This window comes from Leptolyngbya sp. CALU 1928, assembly GCF_056784215.1.
This window is the reverse complement of record NZ_JBXBCE010000018.1, coordinates 442,830-456,101: the sequence shown is the minus strand read 5'-3', so window position 1 is coordinate 456,101 and position 13,272 is coordinate 442,830. Positions and strand designations below refer to the sequence as shown.

Sequence of the window (13,272 nt, the reverse complement as noted above, 5' to 3'; positions counted from 1 at the left end):
TAATGTGCCTCATGAAGTTTTCTTTCTCACGGTTTCAAACTCTATTCACCTTTGCTTACTATTTGCTTCCACTCCTGCTAATTGGCTGCCTCTGTTCAACATCCGCAGTGCTTGCAAGCCCCTTAACCGATCGCATTGCCGCTTTTCCTGAATGGAACAATAAACCTATTGTACAACCGGTTGAAGGCGACTTAATTTACCCAGATTGGATGGTGGGCACTTGGACAATGACCAGCACATTGAAAGCCATGGTTGCACCGTTAGCGCCAGAAGTCATCACTCCTGGCTTCGATGGCAATCGAGATTTTTTGAATATGCCTGTGACGTGTCCAGTGCGGTTTTTGCCTACCAATATTTTGGAACGAAATAAAGCGGTTATTCCATTCTTATCTCTACCGACAAAATCTCTGACAAAAGTAGCGGTTGTGTCCGATCGCGCGTTTAATGGGCTGAGTCTTGCCAAAACCTACTTGGGCGATCGTGTCGTTCGCGTTTGGGTAGATTCACGCGACCCCAATCGCATGACTACCAAATTTCGAGATAATCGCAAGTTGTTTTCTTTCGCTACAGGGCGCACTGTTGAACAACCCGATCCAGATCATTTCATTGCTTCAGAGCTATTTCAGCAGTTTTTTCAAGCGCCTGAAACACCCTACAAAAATCAGGTTGAAACAACTACAGCCTATACCCATCAGCCCGATGGGAGTGTGACTGCTGACCAATTTACAGCGGTTTATCTCAATCCGCCCCATCCGAAGGCTTTTGTGGCAGGCGATCGCCCAGTTGCACTCTATCGCTACACGCTGAAATTTACGAAATAACGGCATTCCTGCACCCAGGCTTGGCGTGACATTTAACTATGCCATGTTGTTTTCGATCGCCCAACGAGCTAACTCTGTGCGGTTATGCAATCCAGTTTTGCCTAGCATATTGCTAACATGGCTTTCAATCGTTCGTTGGCTGACTTTGAGTTGATCCGCAATTTCGCGATTTGCCATCCCTCGCGCCACAAACTGAACCACCTTTAGCTCTGTGGGGGTAAGTTCCACATCAAAAGGCACCTGAATTTTAGGGGCTGATTCATTCCCTTTCCCCGGACGTTCAGACATCCGCGTTGCCTGTTTCAGCGAAGATTCAACTTGCGCAACCAATTCTTCTGGCTCAAACGGTTTGACCATATACACGTCGGCACCCGTATTCAGCCCTTTTACCCGATCTTGGCTTTGCCCTTTTGCTGAAAGAAAAAGGACTGGAATCCAGCTAGTGCGAGGATCGTCGCGAACATGGCGCACTAGGGAGTAGCCATCCATTTCGGGCATCATCACGTCGCAAATAATCATGTCTGGCGTATCTTGCTCTAAAACTTCTAGGGCTTCACGACCATTCTCTGCGGTAATGACTTCGTAGCCCCGAAACTCTAGGTAGTCTTTAACTAACAAAATTAGGTTAGGGTCATCATCAATTAACAGCAGTCGTCTGTGATTTCCTACGCTGGTTTCTTTCATGCCGTGCAACTCACCTATTCCTGAATGAACTCGCTGGTAATCTGTAGAATTTCTAACAACCCTTTTGTTGCCAGATCCCTTCCTTGAAAAAGGGCTGCTCCCTGCCGAGCGACTTAGGAATACCTAACACTATTCTAGGTAGACCTATGATAACCGCTGCACTTTATATAAATCTTATATATCAGTAATACGTAAACGTTCTATTTTTCAATGCTACACTGCCACATTTTAATCACTTGACCTTGAATATCTTGATTTAACCAGGGAGTATTGGAGGCAGATGATTGTAGGGAGTGAGCGTTTACTCTCCAAGCCTGCTGGGGATTAAACAGGATCATTTCTGCGGGTTGATCGGTCGCTTGGGTGCCTAAAGGATTGATCGTGATCGCAGGAGGTTTTTGCTGTAGACAAATTGCGGGACGAGTGCTTAAGGCTGACCAAAGCTCGATCGCCGTCCACAAACCGGACTCAACAAACCGATGCCAGAGTAACGGCAGCGCTAGTTCTAGCCCGATCGCACCCGGAGGAGCTTCGGCAAAAGGGACTGTTTTTTCTTCATAGGTGTAGGGAGTGTGATCAATGGCGATCGCGTCAATCACACCCTGCTGCACCGCGTCGATCAGTGCCGCCTGATCGGCTGGAGTGCCCAAGGGCGGAGCAAGTCGCAAGTTGGAATCATAGCTGGCAATCATTTGAGTATTCAGCAGTAAATGCATCCAGGACGTGCTGGCAGTGATCGGTAAGCCCCGCTCTTTTGCCTTACGAATTACCTCCACGCCCCGAGCGGTCGAAATTCGCATCAAATGCACCGGAGTGCCAATAGCTTCGATGCACTCCAGTAGGGCAGAAAGAGCGGCAGTTTCGGCGATCGCTGGGATTCCAGGTAACCCAATTTGGATAGAATCCACTCCTTCGCGCATAACCCCATTGCCTGCTAACTCTTGATCCCATGCCCACAGCATGATGGGCTTGCCGAATGGATGTAGATATTCCAATAAGCGTCGCACCATCATTGATTGCAGCGGTTTTCCATCGGTAAAACCCGCAATATTTGCCGTTGCTAGTTCTGCCAATTCAGTAATTTGTTGCCCCTTCACCTCTAGAGTCAGCGCCGCCCAAGGCTGTAGTAATGGCACAGAAGGGCTAAAATTCAACGCTTTAGACTGGTCATGCAGCCATGCAATGCTGGCAAGATTGTCGAGAGCCGGAGCGGTATCGGGCAAAATGGCAACGCGAGTGAACCCCCCTGCTGTTGCTGCCTGCATCAAAGAGTTTAAGGTTTCTCGCTCTTCAAAACCGGGTTCTCCAGAGTGGCTGTAGAGGTCAACCAGTCCAGGTGCCAAGATTAAGCCAGAACTCTCGTAAATGGCAGCGTTGGATGGATAATCGGCGATCGCATCCTCTACCGCCATCACCACGCCATCAATAATTAAAACGTCAGCAATCCGATCGGTTTGGGAACTTGGATCAATCACTCGAACTTGTTTTAGAAGTTCACTCATTCATACCTCAACATTCTATAAAGCTCCCGCTGCGGTCTTATCCAACACACCACCCTCCAAGTGTGCCGTAATGTTCATCGCCATCATGATTGGCGGTTGATCTACGGCATAGTCAATCACGCTGACGGCTCCATTCCCTTGTTTGAAGCTCCAGAAGCGATCGGGCGTTAAGCCCAACACATAGCAAAGAATCGCTTTGTTAACAGCATCATGGGCAACGACAAGGGTTGTACCGGGCTTAGGTTGGCTCATCGCCGTTTGGACAATTGCGTTCCAAGCAGCCGTGGCACGATCCCAGACTTGCTGGAGGTTTTCGCCCTCTGGCATTTGCACAACTTCCGGCGTTTGCTGCCAGCGTTGCAGTTCTCCTGAAAATTCCTGTTCAATCTCGGCTTCTAGTTTGCCTTCCCACAATCCATGGCTAATTTCTTTTAGATTGTCCTCAAAACCCAACTTCACATCCGGATGATGCTGCAAGATAATCTCTGCGGTTTCCTTGGGGCGCAACATCGGGCTAGCGATCGCCTGATCAATGGGAATGGCTTTAAGAAATTCTGCGGCTTGGTTAGACTGCGATCGCCCATTCTCATTCAGCGGCACATCAATCTGTCCTTGAAAGCGTTTCTGGCGGTTCCACTCGGTTTCGCCATGACGCACCAGCAGGATGCGAGTGTGATACCCCTTCCTCGGCTGGGGAATCGGTTCGCCTAAATGAGCGGTTTGGTTCAGCGACTCCACCTGCACCAAATTGCCCCAGCCTCCGGCAAAGTTAAGGACGCTAATGCCGCAATTGGACTGTTGCACTGCCTGATAGCCACTGGCATCTAGCCCGATCGCGGTGCCAATGAGTGCCCGATTAATGCCACTATGGGCAACGAGTAGCACCGTTTGATTGGCATGATTGGGGAGAAACTCTTGCCAAAACTGCTGAGCGCGATCAAACAACTCCACTACCGGAAAATAGTCCCGCGACTCGCCACCTTCTTGGGGAATCAGCATTCGCAGTTCGTGAGGGCAATTCTTCCACTGTTCATACTCATTGGGATACTTTTCCTCCACATCGCCAAATAGCATCCCTTCCCAGAGCATCAAATTGATCTCTTTCAAGCTGTCAACCGTTTGTAAGGGCGTTTTTGGCGTAGTTTTCAAGTGAGACAATACAATCTCGGCGGTGTCTTTTGCGCGGCGGAGAGTGCTGCTATAAACCGCATCAAACGAAATTTCGCTAAGGGCATCTCCCACTTGATGCGCCATTGCCTGCCCTTGAGCGGTCAGGGTTGATTCATCCAAATAGCCTTGGACTCGACGTTCAACATTGAAGCTGCTTTGACCATGACGAACCAAAATGACGCGAGTAACCATAGAAGAAATAGGAGATAGGGGACAGGGATTTCAGCAGTTGTAAGCAATCTGCGATCGCTGAGACAGATGCATTCTACCCTGTTCCTAACGCCCTACTTGAAGCTAGCCATTTTTCGGCGTGTGTTGAGCGGAGTCGAAACGTGCGATTCGCCATTTCCTGTACCCTAGATCCATAGCAATCTGAGGATTTCATGACGATTAAGCGGGTGATTCTGGTAACGCTGACGGTGTTGGCAGTCTTTCTGATGGGGCAAGATTTGCTGAATAGCTGGAATCAGCCCCAAATCCAAAGCCGTTTGGAACTATATCAAACCAATTTATTGTTGCGGGCGACAGCGCTACAAGAGAATGATCCAAACATGGATGCGGCTCGGAAAGCATTGTTGGGTGCAGAGCCAACCAAAAACGCTTTGGAGCAATATGAAGATGTGCAGCAGCAGGTACAAAAAACTCTCAAACAAACGCAATCCCTGTTAGCCAGTGATTCCAGCGGTAAAGCTCAGCCAGAATCGTTAGAGCAAACTGAACGCAAGCTGACTCGCTTAGTGGCAGAACTAGATTTAAAACTGGGGATTTTGCGATCGCAGCAGGGAGAAACGGCGCTGGCTGAAAAAGAATGGGACAAGGTGATTCAGCAGGCAGAAGTAGACTCTGGATTAAACCCTTTAGCAGCAACGGCAGAAGTTCTACAAGGGCTGTGGGCTAAGTCACCTCAGTTGCTTCCTGATGCCGAACCTCAGATTCAAAAAAACCTGGATGGCTGGTTTCGCGATCGCGCTTTAACCCAGCTATACACCCTGCAACAGCGTTCCTCTGATTTGCAGGCACTAGAAATTTCCGAACAACAAGCCGCCGAAAAAGCCTTAACCAGTTTGGCGATCGTGGGTGGTCTTCCGGTGTTAAGCGGCGTGATTGGCATGGGTCTTCTGATCTTTGTAATTGGACAATGGGTTTTGCAGCGCAAACAAGCCATTCTCTCTGTTGAAACCTTACAACCTTGGATAACTCCTTGGGATGGCGAAACTATCTGGCAGGTGCTAATTCTGGGCTTTTTTATGGTGGGGCAAATTGCCTTGCCGATTTTGCTGGCAGTATTGCAACGGGCAACCGGACTGAATCCCGCTGGTTTTGGAGAACAGGGTAAGGCTCTATATATTCTGTTTAATTACGTGCTGTTGGCAGCGGGTGGATTGGGTGTACTGTATTGGTCGATCAAATCCTATTTGCCGTTGCCAGAAGATTGGTTTCACATTAGCTTGAAAGGCAATTGGTTTTGGTGGGGGTTGGGCGGCTATTTTGCAGCATTGCCCCTAGTCGTTGTGGTGTCGCTGGTGAACCAAAAAATTTGGCAGGGTCGCGGCGGCAGCAATCCCATTTTGCCGATCGCCCTTGAAGGGAAGAACAGCTTTGCCTTAGCCATCTTCTTTATCACCGCCGCGATCGCTGCCCCCATTTTTGAAGAGATTTTATTTCGAGGCTTTTTGCTACCGTCTTTAACGCGCTATTTCCCAGTGTGGGGCGCAATCGTTCTCAGTAGTTTTCTGTTTGCTGTTGCCCATCTCAGCCTCTCAGAAGTGTTGCCACTGATGACTTTGGGCATGGTGTTAGGCTTTGTCTATTCGCGATCGCGCAATTTACTGTCATCCATGCTGCTCCATAGTCTATGGAATAGCGGCACGTTGCTTAGCCTGGTTGTGCTTGGCTCAGGTCAAGGTTGATTAGAAAGTAGCCGTAAAATTCCTAGCTCCAATCATCCCGCTTGGAGGTTTGCCCTCGATAAACTTGGGCGATCGCGTGGATTTTACGAGTTTTTTCAAACAGGGCTGCTTCGGTTAAACCCCATTGCTCCAGTACTTTGGCTAGGTCGGCTTGAATATCTCTTGCACCCGGAAAGCCTTGATAGCGAATGCGGAGGCGCGCCAGTTCCACTAAGTTATGGTCGGTGGGATCACTTGCCGCCAAAAGAGTATCAACCGTTTGGCGATCAAGCCGCCATTGCGGATGCTGTTGGTCTTTGAGTTCGGCTGCTTGGCTCATAGTTTCATCCTTCCTGCATAAAGTTTTATTGTGAAATAGACGATGGTAGACACGATCGCCATTAGACAAGGTATATTACTTTCCCAATTCCCACAAAGTACAGTCCTAACAAAATTAAAATAGCGTTGCTGAATCAGGCTCACAATTCCGAAAGCTTTTTCCATGATGAGAGCAGATCTTAGGATTTTCCGGTTCTCTCTTCTAATTGCAGGGAGCTAAGGGTAAAACAATTCATAACAGCAGGTTTTATAAATTTGTAGTTGTAACCCAATTGTTGCAGTAGACTGACTACAGAAAATTGTGGATGCTTCAATTTTTTCGATTGATTTAGGAGTGATGCAAGGCGGATGGCAACAGCACTGAGATCTCAACGACCGAACCCACGCGATTCTCGTAGCGATCGCTTCACAAATCGCCAAGCCGCACCGCGCCACCAAGCTTCTCCCCAGTCTGCTTATGGTGTTCCTTCAGTTGCTCACAGCAAAAAATCTCCTAAACCTACTTCAGCAGCGGTTTCCGTTCTGCCTGTTCCATCCAACGTTCGCAAACTTCCCCCTGCGCCTCCTCTACCTAACTGGTTACGCCTACTCATGCAGGCTCAGCGCGGCTCTTTAATCGTCACTTTTGCGTTGATTGTCACTACTTTAGTGGTGTATGGCGGCACTGTTTATATGCAGCAGCTTTGGAGCAAAGAATATCGCAAGCTAAAAACCATGCAGCGTAGTGAACGCCAAATGTTAGCAGCAAGTGAAGTGTTAAAAAATCAAATTATTCAGCAGGCAGAAAGCCCTAACTCAGGATTGGTTGCCAAAACTCCGCAGCACACACTAGTTTTAGAGTCGTCTCCAATTCGCACTGTCAAACCAGCGGCAATTCCTGCGGTGATTAAGGCTGAGGCATCACCTAACGAACCGCCTTTAGGTTATTAGGATGCTTTGCAATGAGTAGTCCCTCTTCCTTCCAAACGCCGCGTTCTCGAAATCGGCTAAACGCTAAACAAGCTAGATCGTTAGGGTGGGCAAATTCGCTAAACTTTCGAGCTGCATTGGTATGGTTTTTTTTAATCACGGCGATAGGCTGCTTAGTGATTAACTTGTTTTATGTCCAAATTGTGCAAGGAAGTCTGCTGCGTGGGATTGCTCAAAGCCACCAGGTAACTCAAATTCGCCCTTTTATGCCTCGCCGCAACATTGTTGATCGAGGTGGGAATATTTTGGCGCTCGATCGCCCTGTTTTTTCCCTTTTTGCTCACCCGAAGCTATTTAAACTCTCCAAAGAAGAAGTTGCCGAAAAGCTTTCTCCAATCATGGATCGTTCGGTTGCCAGCTTAGTCAAACAGTTTAACGAAGGGGAAACAGGCGTTCGGATTGAATACTCGCTGATCGAAGATATTTCTAATCGTATTATTGATTTACAGCTAGATGGCTTAGAGCTAATTCCCCATCAACAGCGGCTCTATCCTTATAAAGAAGTGGCTGCCGATATCGTCGGCTTTGTTGATGGCGAACATATTGGGCAGGCTGGTTTAGAGCTTAGTCAGCAAAACATTTTGACTCGCCCTAGCCAAGAAATTCGACTTCGACAAATGGGAGATGGCTCTCTCATGCCTGACCAGATCCCAACCGGCTTTCTGAACCAAGATGATTTGCAGCTACGGCTCACTTTAGATACTCGTTTGCAACGAGCGGTGCAGCCAATCCTACAAAAGCAAGTCACCAAGGTTGGTGCTAAAAAAGGCACGGTGATTGTGATGGATGCTTATACAGGAGAGCTCTTGACCTTGGCATCTTATCCATCCTATGACCCCAACGAATATTACAAAGCAAAATCAGAGCGTTATAAAACTTGGGCAATTACCGATCTATATGAACCGGGTTCTACGTTTAAACCGATTAATGTAGCGATCGCCCTTGAAAACAAAACCATCAAACCTGATACCTACATCAGTAACCCAAGTGCTATTTCTGTTGATGACTGGCCAATCACCGGCGGCAGCGGCGGCAGTGAAACCGTCACCGACATTGTGATCAATTCCTACAACGTTGGCATGGTGCATATTGTCGATACATTAAAGCCAGAAGTTTACTATGCATGGCTCCGGCGATTAGGCATGGGCGGAGTCGTCGGGGTCGATCTGCCCTCCGAAAGTCCTGGACAGTTTAAATCCCGCAAACAATTTGTCGAGAGCCGGATTGATCGAGCCGTGACAGCCTTTGGGCAAGGGTTCTCCCTCACGCCAATGAAGTTAGTACAACTTAATGCCACACTCGCAAATGGTGGCAAATTAGTCACTCCCCATGTGATTCAAGGATTGTTTGATAGCAAAGGAAGACTCTATTGGCGACCTGGACTGCCCCCGCAGCGGCAAGTGTTTTCTCCAGCAACCACTAAAGCGATTTTACCGATGATGGAAGGCGTGGTAACGCAAGGAACCGGAAAAGCGGCACGACTTCCGGGCTACCACGTCGCTGGCAAAACCGGAACCTCGCAAAAAGCAAATGGGTTTGGCGGCTATTCGGAAAGCGCTTATGTTACTAGCTTTGTTTCGATTTTTCCGGCTGACAAACCTCGATATGTCATCCTTGCGGTAATCGATGAACCAGCGGGGGGCGGCTATGGCGGTACGATCGCTGCTCCTGTAGTCAAAGAAGTGTTACAAGCACTCACTGCCCTAGAAAATATTCCGCCCAGTGTTCCGGGTGAAGTTGGAGCAGAATCAGAGAGCGGCACAGACTAAAACTGACTAATTCACAAGATCGCGCGGGGCTTCACTGCCGTTATGGAACTGGCATCGTTGCTGCTTGCTGCCTGCTGAGCTTCTCCAGTTAACTGAGTTATTTCATATGTCCTCTGAAGTATTGCCCTCGGAACGATGGAAGTCTCTGGCTTTTTAAAGGCAGCATCGCCCTGTGCAGAATCTATATAGTCCAAACGCACTGTGCGATCGCCCACTCTGTAAACTAAATAACCCCCTGATTGCTGAACCAGGGGGTTATTTGAAAGCACTATAGCAATGGCATTAGACTCAATGAAGCTTATTTGACTAAGATTGCATCTGCCTTTACATTGCCCAGGTAGTTGCCAATCGGTACATTAGGATGACGCTGATAAGGCACCACATCGTCCCCAAAGTAGCGAATATACTCGGCGCTTTCCACCATCGCGTTCACCGTTGCCTCCAGCCCTTGATTTGTCAACAACTCCAGATATTGGTGGATCTCAGCTTGAGTAGCAGGGGCACGACCCAATAGATGCCGGCACAAGAATTCAATTACCTTCGCTTCGGGATAGGGCATATAGAAACGACGGCAGTAAATCTTTGAACTGGCTAAGGCTTTGACAAATTCTCGAACACAGATGTCTCCAGTGTGGAATTTGCGATCAAGATCGGCTTTCCTAAACTGGTCTGGTACTTGCTCACCATCTATATCCATAATCTGGGTATAGATGGCATTCAGCACTAACTCTGTTTCTGCCCATCCCATCCCAGGATTCATTCGATAAATCCGGGCTGATTTGCCAGTAGAAACATCCGCAGTAGAGTCTAGGGACTGTACTGAAGCGTTGAGAGAGGAGCGACCCAACCCGATAAATGCTGCCCTTGCTTGATCTTGCTGACGAGTTTGCGCCGCAATGTCTGCTATCGCTTTACCCATCATCGGCATCTTCGACCCATCCATCCGAGCTTTCACCGTTTCAAAGCTCGGCACCACTAAGTCTTTGTTTTGCTTAGTCAGTGTGTTGTAAAGCTTTTGAGTGTTAGGGAAGTTGGCAGCAGGTAAAGTCAAGTAGCGGTTATAGGGAACGACATCTTCCCCAAACGCTTGACTATACTCCATGCTGCCTACGAGCGCACTGACAAAGCTTTTCAACCCTTGCGTCGCCAAGATTTGGTTATATTTGCGGATCTCAGCTTGATCCAAAGGTGCGCGTCCTAGAAAGTGCTTGGTGCCTAGCTCAATCACTTTTGTGTTGGGATAAGGCGTGTAAAACTCTTTCAAGTAAAGATTAGAGGTTCCTAATCCTTCAATGAACTCTTTCAGGTTGATTTCGCCATTGCCCAGTCTACTTTCTAAAACGCTAAATTCATTTTGGACAATATATGGCGCAACATCCCGTTCAAATACTTGTCGATACGCTGCGCCTATGACTAGCTTCAAGTTTGCTTTATCGGCTAGATTCGTCAACTTAAAGATTTTCGTTTGTTCGCGTTTCTTGCTAACCCCTTGATTAATCCGGAATTGAATGTCTGGTTCAGTCCGCAATTCTGTCGCCGCTGCCAATTCTACAAAGCGTGGCGTTTCTTCTGGTGTTGCTCTGCTGCCCTTATCGGCAATCGAACCCACTCGATTGCCCCGTAAAGACAGCCCTGCTGGAGTGACGTAGCGTTCATAGGGAACCGTATCTTCACCAAACACTTCTGAGTATTCTTGGCTGTCTATGATGGCATCAATTAGGGCATAAAAGCCTTTCTTGGCGCAAATATCGAAGTAGGCGTTGATTTCCTGACGACCATAGGTTGGGCGACCCAAAAGGCGACGATGGATATACTCTACAGATTTGGTGACATAAAGAGAAGTCCAGTAGAGGCTACGGAAGAGGTTAGATTTTGCCAAACGACGAATAAATTCGCGCATGGTGATTTCGCCGCTTTCCAGCTTAATTTCATCAACTTTGAGACGCTGCCCGTCGTATACTGCCCGTCCAAATACTTGCAGGTAGGCAGCTTGAATAATCGCTTGCGTTGAGCTTTCAGAAAATTTAACGCTAATGCCTTTGGTATTACCGCGATCGCGCCCTTTGGCAAAACTCCCGGTATAGCTAGGATTTTGGTCAAACTTGAAAACCTTGGGACCCAAAGAGCCAGGAGCCACACCCCGCGCTGCGGGATTGCTCAACTGGTTATTAATCCCAGCACCCCGATTAATTAAAATGCGACGGGTATCTTTACCAAACGGAGCCGGACTGGTACTGGGATTCCTGGTTTCTTTTGGAAAGATCGCACCAAACTGAATTTCTAGCGGATCGTTACCAGAGCCATAAACGTGTTGATCAGGCAAGGGGCGATCGTAGTTTGCAAACGTCGTGAGGAATTGAGGGATTTTGCGGAAGGGCGCACTGTATTTGAACAAGTCTTGTTGAGGACCCCAGTTGCGACACTCTTGTGCTTCTTGACCCAGACCACGCAAGTAAGGGACGGTTTCTTCACCAAAGTAATCCGCATATTCTTTGGAATCGACGAGCGCATCTACTAAGGCAGGTAAACCGCCATCAGAAACGATGGAAAAGTACTTTTGAACTTCCTCACGGGAACTAGGACCACGACCCAAAACATGACGGAAAGCCAACTCTAAGGCACGGCTGTTGATGTAAGGCTGGTAGAAATTTTTGCGATAAAGCGGCGATTTTGCTAAGCGACGAATAAACTCCTTCATGGAGATTTCGCCATTTTTCACCTTAGACTCTAAGTCAGAAATGCTAAGCGAGTAAGCACGAGTAATATCCCGCTCAAATACTTGCCGATAAGCTGCCTTCACCACATCATTCTTTTCCGTGGCAGATAGCCCAGGCTTCATCGCATATTTAGACCGTTTTTCAGCCGCATTCGCATAGATCTGAGGAAGCTGTAGCCCTTGAAGATCGGTAGAAGAGCGCTGGCGTACTTGAGTAGAAGGAGTAGCCCCTTTAAACTCAGTAATTAATACATCAAAATATTGACGGACGATCGCCTCTGCTTCAGCATCATCGCGAAAATAGCTCAATCCGGCGGCTTTCATTTTCTGTAAAGCTACCGTAGTCGCTTCGCCAGAGCAAGCTCGCTCAATAATTTCTCTTAACCCACGAGTGTTTACAGCAATGATATTGGGATCGCCCGCAACGATCGCGTAAGTAACATAGCGTAAAAACCAGCTTAAGTCGCGCAGAGACTTAGCCATGTTGCTCGGACCATAGCGAGCAATATTAATCGGTCGAAAGTTGGCAGGAGTCGAACCGCCATCGGAGGTACCCGTAAAAATAGAGCGAATACCGTCTAAAAAACTGGGGGTATTCTTGGTATCGCCATAAGTAACAGTGCCTAACTTCATCCCCTCTTCAGTGGTTAGAGCAGTTCCGGCGATCGTCATCACTGGAGCCTCTACTGGCTTCTCAAGAAATGCCATCGGCGAACCACCTGTAAAAATGCTATTGGCAGCACGCGACACAATGATGTCTGAATTGCGAGTGAGCATTTCTGCAATTTCTAGACGCTTTAAGCCAGAACTAAAATAAGTAGATAGCGCGTCTAGTTCCCCTTTCGCTGGAAAGCGATCTTGCTGCTCAGCCTGGGAAATTGTAGCGACCGCCAGAGTTTGGTAAAGGTTGGGGCGCGCAACCGAGCTTCCACCGCTTGCTTTAACACTCATTGGATTTCAAAAGCTCCCTTTACGGATTGTTACTGTTTTAAACGTGAGCAAAACCTTACGTGCCAATCACTAAGACAACATTGATTAAAACAAAGCTGTTTATCAACCAAGCGTTAAGTCTTTAAGACCAGAGGCATCAAGCAATGAGTTCACTTGATTTTTAGGTTAAAACGATTCAGATTCAACTAGCTTTTATTAAAAAGTGTATGGAACCCAATTCGCTTGATTTATCGACCAATCATAGAGGATGGGGGTAACTCGGCTGAGAAACTAGAAACCTTTTGTTACAAAGCTAAACCAATCGACTTTTAGAGGATTTGAGAACGCCTGAACTGATGCGATCAAATACGATTTACTCCTTGTTGGACATTCTTGTTGGACATTAAATTGGACATTAAGTATTATTACCATGTGTGATATTATTGCGGATGGCTTAAGCATCTAAAGCGAATCTAGAAGCAT

At 47.6% G+C, this 13,272-nt stretch carries 9 protein-coding genes; 4 read left to right on the top strand and 5 right to left on the bottom strand.

Annotated elements, in window-relative coordinates; translation table 11 throughout:
- The first annotated feature begins 11 nt into the window (after positions 1 to 11).
- On the top strand, positions 12 to 821 hold the full coding sequence (locus AC1S5B_RS24850) for a DUF6816 family protein (RefSeq protein ID WP_482038343.1): 810 nt from the start codon (positions 12 to 14) through the stop codon (positions 819 to 821).
- Positions 822 to 857: 36 nt separating this feature from the next.
- Here AC1S5B_RS24850 and AC1S5B_RS24845 read toward each other — a convergent pair whose 3' ends face one another.
- The 3 genes from AC1S5B_RS24845 to AC1S5B_RS24835 all read right to left on the bottom strand — a co-directional run bounded on the left by AC1S5B_RS24845 (position 858) and on the right by AC1S5B_RS24835 (position 4,369).
- Positions 858 to 1,505, bottom strand: coding sequence for a response regulator transcription factor (locus AC1S5B_RS24845; protein ID WP_482038342.1), 648 nt, complete (start codon positions 1,503 to 1,505; stop codon positions 858 to 860).
- Positions 1,506 to 1,705: 200 nt separating this feature from the next.
- The gene (locus AC1S5B_RS24840) at positions 1,706 to 3,007 is read right to left on the bottom strand and encodes a dihydroorotase (protein ID WP_482038341.1); all 1,302 of its coding nucleotides are present in this window, start codon (positions 3,005 to 3,007) and stop codon (positions 1,706 to 1,708) included.
- A 15-nt stretch (positions 3,008 to 3,022) separates the two neighbouring features.
- Positions 3,023 to 4,369 carry a histidine phosphatase family protein gene (locus AC1S5B_RS24835; RefSeq protein WP_482038340.1) on the bottom strand — a complete coding sequence of 449 codons (1,347 nt, stop codon included), beginning with the start codon at positions 4,367 to 4,369 and terminating at the stop codon, positions 3,023 to 3,025.
- Positions 4,370 to 4,560: 191 nt separating this feature from the next.
- Here AC1S5B_RS24835 and AC1S5B_RS24830 point away from each other — a divergent pair, with 191 nt between their 5' ends.
- Positions 4,561 to 6,087 carry a CPBP family intramembrane glutamic endopeptidase gene (locus AC1S5B_RS24830; RefSeq protein ID WP_482038339.1) on the top strand — a complete coding sequence of 509 codons (1,527 nt, stop codon included), beginning with the start codon at positions 4,561 to 4,563 and terminating at the stop codon, positions 6,085 to 6,087.
- 22 nt (positions 6,088 to 6,109) lie between these two features.
- Here the strand turns inward: AC1S5B_RS24830 and AC1S5B_RS24825 are convergent, their stop codons facing one another.
- On the bottom strand, positions 6,110 to 6,406 hold the full coding sequence (locus tag AC1S5B_RS24825; protein WP_482038338.1) for a DUF3288 family protein: 297 nt from the start codon (positions 6,404 to 6,406) through the stop codon (positions 6,110 to 6,112).
- Between the two features lie 347 nt (positions 6,407 to 6,753).
- Between AC1S5B_RS24825 and AC1S5B_RS24820 the strand changes: the two genes are divergently transcribed.
- Positions 6,754 to 7,335: a hypothetical protein gene (locus tag AC1S5B_RS24820; RefSeq protein ID WP_482038337.1), complete on the top strand. Its 582-nt coding sequence runs from the start codon at positions 6,754 to 6,756 to the stop codon at positions 7,333 to 7,335.
- An 11-nt stretch (positions 7,336 to 7,346) separates the two neighbouring features.
- Complete coding sequence (locus tag AC1S5B_RS24815; RefSeq protein WP_482038336.1) at positions 7,347 to 9,143, top strand: peptidoglycan D,D-transpeptidase FtsI family protein; 1,797 nt, start codon at positions 7,347 to 7,349, stop codon at positions 9,141 to 9,143.
- 298 nt (positions 9,144 to 9,441) lie between these two features.
- Here AC1S5B_RS24815 and AC1S5B_RS24810 read toward each other — a convergent pair whose 3' ends face one another.
- On the bottom strand, positions 9,442 to 12,810 hold the full coding sequence (locus tag AC1S5B_RS24810) for a phycobilisome rod-core linker polypeptide (RefSeq protein WP_482038335.1): 3,369 nt from the start codon (positions 12,808 to 12,810) through the stop codon (positions 9,442 to 9,444).
- Positions 12,811 to 13,272 lie beyond the last annotated feature (462 nt).